This window comes from Ferrimonas balearica, assembly GCF_019802085.1.
In the GTDB taxonomy this organism is placed as follows: Bacteria; Pseudomonadota; Gammaproteobacteria; order Enterobacterales; family Shewanellaceae; genus Ferrimonas; species Ferrimonas balearica_B.
In genome coordinates this window covers 217,150-229,584 of the sequence record NZ_JAHVHV010000002.1, presented here as the reverse complement: position 1 = coordinate 229,584, position 12,435 = coordinate 217,150, and the positions used below count along the sequence as shown (strand labels likewise).

The following is a 12,435-nucleotide window of genomic DNA, read 5'->3' as shown; positions in this document are numbered from 1 at the left end:
CACCGCCTAGACGGAAAAAATATAGAGGAGCACCGCACCTGCAGTGACCAGTGCGCCGCCGATGCGTCTGAGCAGCATCGTGTCCTGCGTCGCCAGCTCGCGCATCATCGCCTGCCATTGACGGGGAAACAGCAAGGGGCCCAGCCCCTCGATCAGCAGGATCCCCCCCAGCACCATCATCCAGCTCATAGTGACTCCTTAACGAAAAAGGGCCCGGTCAATGCCGGGCCCTTGGGATGGTGTTCAATCAGCGGGTTTTGCTGTTCATGAACTGGAAGAACTCGGAGTCCGGTGAGACCACCAGCACGTCCTCTTTGCTGCGGAAGGAGGCCTTGTAGGCGTCCAGGCTGCGCAGCAGGGCGTAGAACTCGGGGTTCTGGCCGTAGGTGTCGGCGTAGATCTTGGCCGCTTCACCGTCCCCTTGACCCCGCAGGGTACGGGACTTGCGCTCGGCTTCCGCCAGGATCACCGTGGCACGGGCGTCGGCACCGGCGCGGATCACCTCGGCACGTTCCTGACCCTCGGAGCGGTGGGCACGGGCCACGGCCTCACGCTGGGCGCGCATCCGGTCGTAGATGAACTCACTCACCTCACGGGGCAGGTTGATCTGCTTCACCCGCACATCCACCACTTCGATGCCCAACTCCTTGGCGTCTTCGCGGGTGGCGCGCAGCGCCTCCTGCTGAAGCTCGTCACGGCTGCCGGAGACGATTTCACGGATGGTGCGGCTACCGAACTCGGAGCGCAGGCCGTTGTTGATCTTACTTTGCAGCAGGGACTCGGCCAGCAGCTGGTTGCCCTGGGTGGCCAGGTAGAACTGCCCAAAGTCGACGATGCGCCACTTCACGTAGGAGTCGACCATCAAGTCTTTCTGCTCGGAGGTCACGAAACGGTCCGCCGCAGCGTCCAGAGTCAGGATCCGGGCGTTCAGGGTGAACACCTGGTCGATCAGCGGCACCTTGAAGCGCAGGCCCGGCTCGTAAACCTTGTTGTTGCCTTCGGCGTCCTTCTGAATCACACCAAAGCGCTTAACGATGGCCCGTTCGCCCTCCTCCACCACGAACAGGGAGGAGAAGCCACCGAAGAGCACCGCCACGAGGAAAATCAAACTAATGGGACGCATGATCAGTTTCTCCCCTGACGAGTGCGGTCGGTACGGCTGCTGCGATCGTCAGTGAGGTCGCTGCGTACGGGTCGGCTTTGGCTGCTGGGGGCCGGCTGCACCATCTGCGGCGCCGGAGACGCCTGGGACTGGCCCTGCATGATCTTGTCCAGCGGCAGGTAGAACATGGAGCCACCCTCATTGTCCACCATTACCTTGGTGGTGCTGCTGAACACCTGCTCCATCGTCTCCAGGTAGAGACGCTCACGGGTCACCTCGGGGGCGGCCTCGTACTCGGGCAGCAGCTGAGCAAAGCGGGCCACCTCACCCTCGGCTTCCAGGACCACACGCTGCTTGTAGGCTTCCGCCTCCTGCAGCATCCGCTCGGCACGACCACGAGCCTGGGGCTCAATCTGGCGCACGTAGGCGGTGGCTTCCTGGACGTAACGCTCTTCGTCCTCCTGGGCCGCAATGGCGTCATCGAACGCGGGCTTCACCTCTTCCGGCGGACGGGCTTCTTTAAACGCCACGTCGACCACCACCAGACCCATGTCGTAGGTCTCGATGATCCCTTCGAGCTCCTGCCAGGTATCGCGACGTACTTTGTCACGGCCCACGGTCAGGATGTTGTCCATGGTGGTGTGGCCGATGACGTAGCGCAGGGCACTGTCCATCGCCTCACTCAGGGACTGGTCCGGATTGGTCACGGCAAACAGGTACTTGCGCGGGTCGGCGATGCGGTACTGCACCTCCATCTCCACCCGCACCACGTTCTCGTCCTGCGTCAGCATCATGCCCGAAGCGCTCAGGCGGTTAACCCGCTGGATGTTGACCGGGTAGACGGTGTCCACGAAGGTGGGTTTCCACTTCAGGCCGGGCTCAACCAGATCGTAGAATTGACCGAAGCGCAGCTTCACGCCCCGCTCGGCTTCCTCAATCTTGTAGAAGCCAGAGAAGGCCCAGACCAGCACCAGGCCAAGCAGGATGAGTCCCGCGCCCAGGCCGCTGAATTGGTTGCCGCCGCCAAAGCGGGAAGAAAACTTGCGGAAGACCTCATCCAGGTCCGGCGGACCCTGATCTTTGCCGCCTCGGTTGCCCCAGGGGTCTTTGCCTTGATTGCCAGGCTCATTCCAAGCCATTAACACTGCTCCATTAGGTGGGATTCGGTAACTCTAGCTAATTTATCAGCCAATTACTTGAGGATAAAGTCAGACAGCCTGCCCTCGGACGCTTTCAGCAGGCGCTGCCAGTCTCGCTCAGGCAACCTTAACTGAACCTGAGTATGGCCCTGTTCATCGTACTCGGTAGCGAGAACGGCATTGAGCTCGTGGCAGCGGGCCACCCAGCGCCCTTCACTGGGGGGCAGGCTCAGGGTGAGCTCCACCATGCTGTCCCCCAGCCGCTCCGACAAGGCCTGGAACAACAACTCGATGCCCTGATCATTACGGGCGCTGAGCCACACTCGGATCGGTTTGCCCTCGTCGTCGCGATCGATGCGGGGCGGCACCTCTTCCAGCAGGTCCAGCTTGTTGTAGACCAGCAGGCTGGGCACCTCGCCGGCATCGATCTCCTCCAGCACCTCGTGCACCGCCTCAACGTTCTGGCCCGAGCGCTCGTCCGCGGCGTCCACCACGTGCAGCAGCAGGTCCGCCTCCCGGGTCTCGGTCAGGGTGCCCTTAAAGGCCGCCACCAGGTCGTGGGGCAGATGGCGAATGAAGCCGACGGTGTCCGCCAGGATCGCCGGCCCCACGTCGGCCACTTCGATGCGCCGCAAGGTGGGATCCAGGGTGGCGAACAGCTGGTCCGCCGCGTACACCCCGGAGTCGGTGATGCGGTTAAAGAGGGTGGACTTGCCGGCGTTGGTGTAGCCGACCAGGGAGACCGTGGGCACTTCGCGGCGCTGCCGGGCACGACGGCCCTGCTCCCGCTGACGGGCCACCTTGTCCAGGCGCCGCAGGATCGCCTTGATCCGCTCGCGCAGCAGGCGGCGGTCGGTTTCCAGCTGGGTTTCCCCGGGACCGCGCAAGCCGATCCCCCCCTTCTGGCGCTCCAGGTGGGTCCAGCCCCGGATCAGCCGGGTGGAGAGGTGACGCAGCTGTGCCAGTTCGACCTGCAGTTTCCCTTCATGGGTGCGGGCGCGCTGGGCAAAGATGTCGAGGATAAGACCGGTTCGGTCCAGTACACGGCAGTGGCAGAGGCGCTCCAGGTTTCGCTCCTGGGCGGGACTGAGGGCGTGGTTGAAGATGACCACGTCCGCCTGCTCGGCTTGCACCAGAGCGGCGACCTCTTCGGCCTTGCCGGTACCACAGAAATACTTGGGGTGGGGACTCGCACGACGCCCTGTGACAACGCCACAGGACGTGACCCCGGCGGAGCTCACGAGTAACTCGAGCTCCTCCAGGTCTTCGCGCTCACCTTCCGAGGAAAAGTCGATGTGAACGAGAATCGCACGTTCGCCTGCTTCATACCGCTCAAACAAGCAAACTTTCTCCTAATGGGGCTTAGTGATTGCCGTTGTCGCCGCCGTCCTGGGACTGGTAACCGCCCTGGTTACCCTGGTGGCCCTGATGGCCGCCCTGGCCACCGTGTCCGCCCATGTTGAAGGGACGGCCGGGAACGACGGTGGAGATGGCGTGCTTGTACACCATCTGGCTTACGGTGTTCTTCAGCAGAATGACAAATTGGTCAAAAGATTCGATCTGGCCCTGGAGCTTAATGCCATTTACCAGATAAATAGAAACAGGAACACGCTCACGACGCAGCGCGTTCAAAAACGGGTCTTGTAAAGATTGCCCCTTAGCCATTCTTAATTCCTTATTAAAATTGTATTACTTATCAACGAAGTGATATCTGCGTGCAACACCCATGCGCGCCAGTTACTTATAGCTCAAACCAAATTGTAAGGCTAACTTCTGTAACACTTCGCCTACATTATCATCGTGCTCTGAATTGAGCCAGTGCAACCCTTGCCAGCCGCGCAGCCAGGTAACTTGGCGTTTGGCCAATTGACGGGTTGCCGCCACCCCTTTTTCGACCATGGTCGAATGGTCGTATTCGCCGTCCAAATAGCCCCACATCTGCCGGTATCCCACACAACGAATGGCGGGGAGGCCCGGGTGCAGATCCGGCCGCTGTTTGAGGGCCCGAACTTCCGCTTCGAAGCCCTGTTCGAGCATGGTCATAAACCGCTGCTCGATCCGCTGGTGCAGTCGCGCTCTGTCTTGGGGAACGATCGCAAATTGCGCTGCACGAAACGGCAGGGGCGGGCGTTTTTGCCGGGTCAGGGTGGTCAGAGTCTGGCCGCTAATTCTATAGACTTCCAAGGCGCGGGACAATCGCTGCGGATCGTTGGGGTGGATCCGCGCCGCGGACTCGGGATCGATGTCCGCCAGCTCCTGATGCAGGGCGTTCCAGCCCCGCTCTGCCGCCTCCGCCTCGATGGCCGCTCGTACCTCTGGATCGGCACTGGGCAGGGGCGAAAGCCCCTCCAGCAACGCCTTGAAATAGAGCATGGTGCCACCCACCAGCAGGGGGATGCGACCACTGGCCTGGATCTGGGCCATCTCCGCCAGGGCGTCGGTGGCGAAGTCCGCTGCCGAGTAGCTCTCGGCGGGGTCCTTGATGTCAATCAGCCGATGGGGCGCACGGGCCAGCTCCGCGGCGGTGGGCTTGGCGGTGCCGATGTCCATGCCACGGTAGATGAGCGCCGAGTCGACGCTGATCAGCTCCACCGGCAGGCGGTCGCGCAGGGCCATGGCCAGGTCGGTCTTGCCGGAAGCGGTGGGGCCCATCAGGCAGATCGCCAGCGGGCGGATATCGGTCATTCGGTGGACTCCAGGTGCTGTTGCCAGGGCAGTTCGGTGCTGACTTGCGCCAGCAGGGTCTGCCGCTCGTCTTCGGGCAGCGCGGCCCATTGCCGCCACAGGCCGGGAAGGGGATCAAACTCGCGGCACTGGGCCGACAGCCAGGTGGCGAGGGCCGGGTGCGCCGGCGACTCCGCTTCCAGCCATTGGAGCAGCTCCGGCATCAGGGTGGCCAGATCGGCGTGGCGCAGCAGGGCCGGCACGGTGCGGATCACCAGGCGCTGGCCCTGTACCGCCATTTCGATGCCCAGCCGACGCAGCAGTTCCGAGCGCTGCTCCAGAACCGTGACCCAGTTCACATCCAAGGGCACGCTGACCGGCAGCAGCAGGGGCTGGCCCACCAGCCCCTGGGGCAGGCGATCGCACAGTTGAGCCTTGAGCAGCTGCGATCCCAGGGCCTGGCGGGAGATCAGTCGCAACTGGGGCCCCTGCTGAACCAGGGCGTGTGCCTCATCCAGGGCACTCAGCCAGCGCCAGCCGGCGGTGTCCGTTACCGGGGCTGGATCCGCGGCTGCCGAGGGCACCGCCTGCGCGCTGGGGGTCTGCATCAGGTGGCCGTAGCTGTCCACCGCCCGCTGACTGGGGGCGGCGCTGCGCAGCGGCGAGGGCTGGTAGCCACCGCCACTGTAGCTGGCGCCGGGCCGCGGCGCCGAAGCGGCGGGGTGGGGCTCGGCGCGGGGCGCCGGCGAGGGGGTGTGGTAGGGCTCGGGGGCCCTCTCCTGCACCGCCGGAGTCTCGAGGGTCGTCGCTGCAGACGCCGTCGGGCGTTGGGCCAGCCCCTGCTGCAGGCCCTGGAGGATAAAGTCGTGGACGTAACGGGCCTGGTGGAAGCGCACTTCGTGCTTGGCCGGGTGGACGTTGACGTCCACCTCCTGGGGGTCGAGGTTCAAATAGAGGACGAAACCGGCCTGGCCGGGCACCCCGGCCTCCTCCAGCGCCTGGCGCACCGCGTGGTTGACCAGGCGGTCCCGCACCACGCGGCCATTGACGTAGAAATACTGGATGTCGGAAACCCGGGCCCGCACATCGTCCAAAGCCAGGTAGCCGTGCAGCGCCAGATCGTCGTTGGCGCTGACCAGGTGGAAGGCCCGCTCGGTAAAGGCGCTGCCGCAGATCGCCCCCAGCCGCTGCTGACGCTGCCGCTCGTTGGTGGCGGGACGGTACTGGCGGATCACCTTGCCGTTGTGGCGCAACACGAAGTGGATCTCGTCCTTGGCCAGAGCGATGCGACGCAGCTGCTCCTCGATGTGGGTGAATTCGGTTTTGTCGGCCTTGAGGAAGCGGCGGCGGGCGGGGGTGTTGAAGAAGAGATCCACCACCTCCACCGTGGTGCCCACCGGGTGGGCCGCCGGCTGCACCCGGACCGCCATCTCCCGACCCTCGGCGTAGGCCTGCCAGGCCTCACTGGCGTCGGCGGTGCGGGAGGTGAGGGTCAGACGGGCCACGGAGCTGATGGAGGCCAGGGCCTCACCGCGAAAACCGAAACTCAGGATCGCTTCCAGATCGGACAGGGTGGCCACCTTGGAGGTGGCATGGCGGGCCAGGGCCAGCTCCAGCTCGGCTTTGGGGATCCCCTTGCCGTTGTCGCGGATCAGCATCTTCTTGCTGCCGCCGCGCTCAATCTCGATCTCGACGCGGGTGGCGCCCGCATCCAGGCTGTTTTCCACCAACTCCTTGATCACCGACGCCGGTCGCTCGACCACTTCCCCGGCGGCGATCTGGTTGGCCAGCTGGGGGGGTAACACTTGAATCGCCATCTCGGCTCCTACAGGGTTGGAATCACCAGCTCTTGGCCGATGCGCACCGTGTCCGAGTTTAACCGGTTGGCCTGTTTAATGGCAGCCACCGTCACCTGGTAGCGGCGGGCGATCACCGACAGGGACTCACCCCGCTGCACCTTGTGGGTCTGCCGCTGTGCCAGCAGGGAATCCCGCGGCGGGTTGCTGCGAAAGTGCGCCGAGATCGCCTGGGAGAGGGCGTTGGCCAGGCGCTGCTGGTGGTTGCGATCCCGCAGCTGGCGTTCCTCCTTGGGATTGGAGATGAACCCGGTCTCCACCAGCAGTGAGGGGAAATCTGGCGACTTGAGCACCGCCAGGGAGGCGAACTGGGGCTTGGACTTGTGCAGCGAGGTGACCTTGCCCATCTCCTTGAGCATGCCGCTGGCCAGGGCCTGGCTCTCCATCATGGAGTTCTCCCGGGCCAGATCGAGGAAGGTGCGCTGCAGGTGGGGATCGTCCTGGCTGGACTGGGAGATCACCTCCCCGATCCCCCTAAGCTCCGACAGCTTGTCGTCCCGCTCCAGCCAACGACCCATCTCGGAGTTGGCCCGGCGCAGGGAGAGCACCCAGACGGAAGCCCCCCGGGGCTGGGGCGAGGTAAAGGCATCGGCGTGAATGGAGACCAGCAGATCGGCTCGCTTGCGCCGGGCCTTGGCACTGCGCTCATCGAGGCTGACAAAGTAGTCCCCATCGCGAATAAGAAAGGCTTCGAACCCCGGCAAGGCGTCGATACGGGCCTTGAGCTTCTGGGCGATGGGCAGCACCACGTGCTTTTCGTAGACGCCCGTGGGGCCGATGGAGCCCGGATCCTTGCCGCCGTGACCCGGATCGATGGCGATCACCACGTTGCGGCCCGGACGCGCCGTCGACTGCACCGGATTGCGACTGGTGGGCACCAGGTCCAGCACCAGGCGGTGGGAGTAGCGATCGTTGGGATCCAGGGTAAAGGTCTTGTGGCTGGCGGACTGCGTGAGATCCAGCACCAGGCGCAGCGCCCCGCCGCTTTGCGGGTTGCTGGTGCGGATGCGGCGGATCAGCGGCGACGCCTCCCCCAGTTTGTCCAGGTCCGCCTTCAGCGCGGTGTTGTTCAGGTCCACCACCAGGCGATCCGGACCGGTCAGGCGAAACGCCTTGTAGCTCGGCGCCGCGGTCAGATCCAGAACCACTCGGGTCTTGTCCTCCGAGTGACTGATGCGGATCCTGTCCACCTGGCTGGCCAGGGCGGGCAGGGTAAAGAGGGCCAGTAAAGCCCCCAGCAACCAGGTTTTCATCCAGGAAAATCGGTTCATTCTTCTCGCAGCGTTGCCAGCAGGGTGGCCCCCCGCTCACTGTGGCTGGTCAAGGTGACCTGCCGTCCCTCATCGTGGTACGCCAGCGTGATGCTCAGATCCGGTGCCGGCAGTACGCCCTCCCCTTTGCTGGGCCACTCCACCAACGCAAGGGTATTGTCGGCAAAATAATCACGGATACCCATAAATTCAAGTTCTTCCGCATCTGCCAGGCGGTAGAGATCGAAATGGTAGACCTGCCAGTCCCCCAGTTCATAGGGCTCAACCAGGGTATAGGTGGGGCTTTTCACCGCCCCGGTATGCCCCAACGCCTGAACAAGCCCCCGGGTCAGGGTGGTCTTGCCGGCGCCCAGATCCCCATGCAGGTGGATCACGAAGGGGGCCTGGAGCAGGCCAGCCAGGCGCTGGCCCAAAGCCAGGGTGTCGGACTCCCCGGCCAGAAAACAGTGATGAGACGTCATAGCACCTCTAGGGATTGACCAATCGACGGATGTGGGGCAGCAGATCCGAGGCCAGCATGCCCCGCTCACCCTGGACCGCCGCCTCATCCGCCGCTTCACCATGGACACAGACACCACAACACGCCGCGACGACCGGCGGCAGCCCCTGTGCCAACAGGCCGGCGATTATACCAGATAACAGATCGCCGCTGCCTCCGGTGGCCAACCCCGGGTTGCCCACCGGGGCCAGGTAGAGGGTTTCGCCGTCGTCGATCAACGTGCCCGCCCCCTTGAGCACCACCACACCGCCGTAGCGTTGCTGCAGGGCGCGGACCGCGGCAAAGCGATCCGCCTGCACTTCCTCGGTACTGCAACCGAGCAGGCGGGCCGCTTCTCCGGGGTGGGGGGTCAGGACCCAGTGGTCGAGGCGCTGCGGGTCCCGGGCCAACATGTTGAGGGCGTCGGCGTCCACCACCAGGGGCCGTTCACTCTTGACCGCCCCGATCAGCAGGTGGCGAGCCCAGTCGCTCTGTCCCATACCGGGCCCTAAGGCGATGGCGTGGGCCCAACCCAGTTGGGCGTACACCTCCATGTCGACGATCTCCACCCCCTTGGTCATCAGCTCCGGGCGCCCGGCCTGGATTTGGGCCAGGTTCTCCGGCCGCGATACGACGGAGACCAGGCCGGCCCCGGTACGCAGTGCCGCCTCGCCGGCCAGGCGCACCGCCCCCGCCATGCCTGGCTGGCCCCCCAGGATCACCACATGGCCATGGTCGCCCTTGTGGCTGTCGATGCGCCGGGGCCCCAGGTAATCGTGGTAGTCCTCCAGGGCGCACTTGCGCACCTGGGGTTGATCCTCGGCCAGCACCGCCCCCAACTGCAGCGGCGCCAGGGCCAACTCGCCGATGTGGGCCGGCGCAGCACCGGTCAGCAGCCCCGGCTTGGCCCCGACAAAGGTAAGGGTGGCGTCGGCCTTGACCGCCACCGGGCAGGCCTGGCCGGTGTTGCCGGCAATGCCGGAGGGGATGTCGAGGGCCAGCACCGGCAGGCGCAGGTCGTTGATGCGCTCGATAACGGACACCATCTCCTCGCTCAGCTCGCCCGCCAGGCCGGTGCCCAGCAGCCCGTCCACCAGCAGGTCCACCTGGGGCCAGGTTTCGGCCAGGTCGACCACGCTGCCACCGGCGTCGAAGAAGCGGTGCTGGGCTTCGGCGGCGTCACCACTTAAGGGCCGCTCCGGCTCCGCCTGGGCCACCCAGACGGTGCGCCCGGCGGCCTGGGCCAGCCGGGCCAGCACATAACCATCGCCGCCGTTGTTGCCCCGACCGCAGATCACCAAAAGCCGCGACGCCTCCGGCCAGCGCGCCTCGAGGCACTGCCAGGCGGCGGCACCGGCCGCCTCCATCACCTGGTAGAGCTCCAGCGACAACTGCGCCGCGATCTGCGGTTCCCGGGTGCGAATGTGGTCGGCGTCGTACAGGTGGGCAGGCAGTAGGGCAAGATCAGCGCGCATAGAGTGGGGTCCGGAGTCCAAAGTCAAATTGAGGAAAATTCAACTAGACTGTAGTTCCCGGATCGGAGGTCAGCATTGCGCTGGATCGGGTAAAAGCCGAAAACAACAAGGAATGTGTAACATTATGATGCTGATGACCTTGCTGTTGCTCTGCGTCACCGCGCTGCTGTTAACCCTGCCCATTCAGTCCACCCTGTTGATTCAGGCACTGATGGTGCTGGGGGTGGTGATGGTCACCCTCAACCTGGTGATGGTGATGTTGCCGCCGTCGGAGTCGGCCAACCGCAAAGAGCCCTGATGTCGAAACGGCGACCCTGAGGTCGCCGTTTTTGTTTACATGTCGTCCATTCGCATGGTGCTGTGCACGAACCGCTGCTGCCGCACCCGCTCCGCTTGAAGCAGGGACTCGATGGCGGATTTCACGTCCTGGGTGGGGGCCACTTCCAGCGCCGCGTGCAGCAGATCCAGCAGGCGGTTCTCCAGATCCAGCGCCTTACCCAGGATGTCCTGTTCGGTCATGGTGGCCGGCAGGGCCGTTTGCTGACACAGGGCGACGAAATCTTCGCCCTGGACGTTCTCAAACCAGGTGTCCAGCACCTTGATCGGCGCCTCGTCCAGGTAGGCGGTCAGCTTCTCGGTGACCTCTTTCTCATGGATCACCATGTACTCCAGCAACATCTTGGCCCGGGGGGAGTCGGCCTGGTGCTCCATCCGGCGATAGAGTTGCCCCAGCGCCTCGCGGCTGTCGATCAGATGTTCCAGGATCTCTTTTAACTGCTGAAAACGCATAGTCGGGCTCCAGAGAAGAACGGGAAATCACCCGTGATACAGAAAGTTTGATCTGATTATGGAAGCCTAGCCGAGGAAAAGATTTGAAGAGGGTCATCTTTTGGCGATAGCACCCGCCGCCTGGATCACAAAATCGCAACAGCGAGGATAAAGGCCGTTTCCTCTGAAAAGGCGATCCGGCAGGTGGGCAAAGCGCGGTTTCAGCCCGCGCCTGAACGCAAAAAAACCACCCGATGGGGTGGCTTTTTTGGCGATTTGGAGCGGCACACGAGGTTCGAACTCGTGACCTCAACCTTGGCAAGGTTGCGCTCTACCAGCTGAGCTAGTGCCGCTTAATTTTTTGCACTATTTAGTGTGCAGAGGGGCATCCCTTAGGTTGCGCTACGCTCTGTCACCACACTGAGCCAGTGCCGCTTCACAGGTGCTTCCCAGAGGAAGACTTGGAAATTGGAGCGGCACACGAGGTTCGAACTCGTGACCTCAACCTTGGCAAGGTTGCGCTCTACCAGCTGAGCTAGTGCCGCTTAATTCTTTGCACTATTTAGTGTGCAGAGGGGCATCCCTTAGGTTGCGCTACGCTCTGTCACCACACTGAGCCAGTGCCGCTTCACAGGTGCTTCCAGAGGAAGACTTGGAAATTGGAGCGGCACACGAGGTTCGAACTCGTGACCTCAACCTTGGCAAGGTTGCGCTCTACCAGCTGAGCTAGTGCCGCTTCACGGTGCTTCCAGAGGAAGACTTGGAAATTGGAGCGGCACACGAGGTTCGAACTCGTGACCTCAACCTTGGCAAGGTTGCGCTCTACCAGCTGAGCTAGTGCCGCTTCGAGGGTGCTTCCCAAAGGAAGGCTTGGAAACTGGAGCGGCACACGAGGTTCGAACTCGTGACCTCAACCTTGGCAAGGTTGCGCTCTACCAGCTGAGCTAGTGCCGCATCACAGGTGCCGGGACCATTTCGTCCCAAGCGAGGGCGCATTATAAGCAAAAACCTCTGCCCTGCAACCCCCCAATTTTTAATTTCAGCCCGACTGCTCAAATAGTGAAAACTTTGCGCCGATAAAACGCCAGTTCGGCAATGGATTCGCGAATATCCTCCAGTGCCTGGTGGGATCCGGACTTGCTGAACTCGTTCATCAGCGCCGGCTGCCAGCGCCGGACCAGCTCCTTGATGGTGCTGACATCCAGGTAGCGGTAATGGAAGTAGGCCTCCAGCTTTGGCATGTATTTGACCAGGAAGCGTCGGTCCTGACCCACGCTGTTGCCGCAGATGGGGGAGGCGCCCTCGGGCACCCACTGGGCCAGGAAGGCCAAAGTCTGGCGCTCCGCTTCGGCCAAGTCGACGGTGCTGGCCCGCACCCGCTCGACCAGCCCACTTTCACCGTGGGTGCGCTGGTTCCACTCGTCCATCTTGGCCAGTTCCGACTCCGGCTGGTGGACCGCCAGCACCGGTCCCTCCGCCAAGACATTCAGTTGGCTGTCGGTGACGATGGTGGCGATCTCGATGATGGTGTTCTCTTCCGGATCCAGACCGGTCATCTCCAGGTCGATCCAGATCAGATTGCTGGCATGCTGTGCCATCCAGGCCTCTCGCTACGGGCTTTTTGGTCAGAACGTAGTATCATACGGGTTTATTTGAGTGTCGACACAGGTTTCGCCAGGAGC

The 12,435-nt window shown here is 63.4% G+C and carries 13 protein-coding genes and 5 tRNA genes; 1 reads left to right on the top strand and 17 read right to left on the bottom strand.

Annotation, left to right across the window (positions count from 1 at the left end):
* Positions 1-6: 6 nt before the first annotated feature.
* From KUV81_RS09290 to KUV81_RS09245, 10 genes are all read right to left on the bottom strand, one after another.
* The gene (locus KUV81_RS09290; protein ID WP_222543586.1) at positions 7-189 is read right to left on the bottom strand and encodes a DUF2065 domain-containing protein; all 183 of its coding nucleotides are present in this window, start codon (positions 187-189) and stop codon (positions 7-9) included.
* 58 nt (positions 190-247) lie between these two features.
* Positions 248-1,123 (bottom strand): protease modulator HflC, encoded by an 876-nt coding sequence (gene hflC, locus KUV81_RS09285; RefSeq protein ID WP_222543585.1) that lies wholly within the window; start codon positions 1,121-1,123, stop codon positions 248-250.
* A 2-nt stretch (positions 1,124-1,125) separates the two neighbouring features.
* Complete coding sequence (hflK, locus tag KUV81_RS09280) at positions 1,126-2,241, bottom strand: FtsH protease activity modulator HflK (RefSeq protein ID WP_222543584.1); 1,116 nt, start codon at positions 2,239-2,241, stop codon at positions 1,126-1,128.
* A gap of 53 nt (positions 2,242-2,294) precedes the next feature.
* A complete protein-coding gene (gene hflX / locus KUV81_RS09275; RefSeq protein ID WP_222543583.1) occupies positions 2,295-3,581 on the bottom strand; it encodes a ribosome rescue GTPase HflX in 1,287 nt (428 codons plus the stop codon).
* Positions 3,582-3,603: 22 nt separating this feature from the next.
* A complete protein-coding gene (gene hfq / locus KUV81_RS09270) occupies positions 3,604-3,906 on the bottom strand; it encodes an RNA chaperone Hfq (protein ID WP_222543582.1) in 303 nt (100 codons plus the stop codon).
* A gap of 72 nt (positions 3,907-3,978) precedes the next feature.
* Entirely contained in the window at positions 3,979-4,926 is a 948-nt protein-coding gene (gene miaA, locus KUV81_RS09265) for a tRNA (adenosine(37)-N6)-dimethylallyltransferase MiaA (RefSeq protein ID WP_222543581.1), read from the bottom strand.
* A complete protein-coding gene (mutL, locus tag KUV81_RS09260) occupies positions 4,923-6,722 on the bottom strand; it encodes a DNA mismatch repair endonuclease MutL (RefSeq protein ID WP_222543580.1) in 1,800 nt (599 codons plus the stop codon). Before mutL ends, miaA begins: the two co-directional genes overlap by 4 nt.
* Before the next feature lie 8 nt (positions 6,723-6,730).
* Entirely contained in the window at positions 6,731-8,014 is a 1,284-nt protein-coding gene (locus tag KUV81_RS09255) for an N-acetylmuramoyl-L-alanine amidase (protein ID WP_261389331.1), read from the bottom strand.
* Positions 8,015-8,028: 14 nt separating this feature from the next.
* The gene (gene tsaE / locus KUV81_RS09250; protein ID WP_222543578.1) at positions 8,029-8,493 is read right to left on the bottom strand and encodes a tRNA (adenosine(37)-N6)-threonylcarbamoyltransferase complex ATPase subunit type 1 TsaE; all 465 of its coding nucleotides are present in this window, start codon (positions 8,491-8,493) and stop codon (positions 8,029-8,031) included.
* A gap of 7 nt (positions 8,494-8,500) precedes the next feature.
* Entirely contained in the window at positions 8,501-9,985 is a 1,485-nt protein-coding gene (locus tag KUV81_RS09245; protein ID WP_222543577.1) for an NAD(P)H-hydrate dehydratase, read from the bottom strand.
* Between the two features lie 124 nt (positions 9,986-10,109).
* Here KUV81_RS09245 and KUV81_RS09240 point away from each other — a divergent pair, with 124 nt between their 5' ends.
* Complete coding sequence (locus KUV81_RS09240) at positions 10,110-10,283, top strand: hypothetical protein (protein ID WP_222543576.1); 174 nt, start codon at positions 10,110-10,112, stop codon at positions 10,281-10,283.
* Between the two features lie 35 nt (positions 10,284-10,318).
* Here KUV81_RS09240 and KUV81_RS09235 read toward each other — a convergent pair whose 3' ends face one another.
* From KUV81_RS09235 to orn, 7 genes are all read right to left on the bottom strand, one after another.
* A complete protein-coding gene (locus KUV81_RS09235; protein WP_222543575.1) occupies positions 10,319-10,774 on the bottom strand; it encodes a hypothetical protein in 456 nt (151 codons plus the stop codon).
* Between the two features lie 256 nt (positions 10,775-11,030).
* Positions 11,031-11,106, bottom strand: a tRNA-Gly gene (locus KUV81_RS09230).
* A gap of 116 nt (positions 11,107-11,222) precedes the next feature.
* Positions 11,223-11,298 (bottom strand) — tRNA-Gly (locus KUV81_RS09225).
* A 115-nt stretch (positions 11,299-11,413) separates the two neighbouring features.
* Positions 11,414-11,489, bottom strand: a tRNA-Gly gene (locus KUV81_RS09220).
* 32 nt (positions 11,490-11,521) lie between these two features.
* Positions 11,522-11,597, bottom strand: a tRNA-Gly gene (locus KUV81_RS09215).
* A gap of 34 nt (positions 11,598-11,631) precedes the next feature.
* Positions 11,632-11,707: transfer RNA gene (locus KUV81_RS09210), tRNA-Gly, on the bottom strand.
* Positions 11,708-11,805: 98 nt separating this feature from the next.
* Positions 11,806-12,351: an oligoribonuclease gene (gene orn, locus KUV81_RS09205; protein ID WP_222543574.1), complete on the bottom strand. Its 546-nt coding sequence runs from the start codon at positions 12,349-12,351 to the stop codon at positions 11,806-11,808.
* Positions 12,352-12,435: the final 84 nt, after the last annotated feature.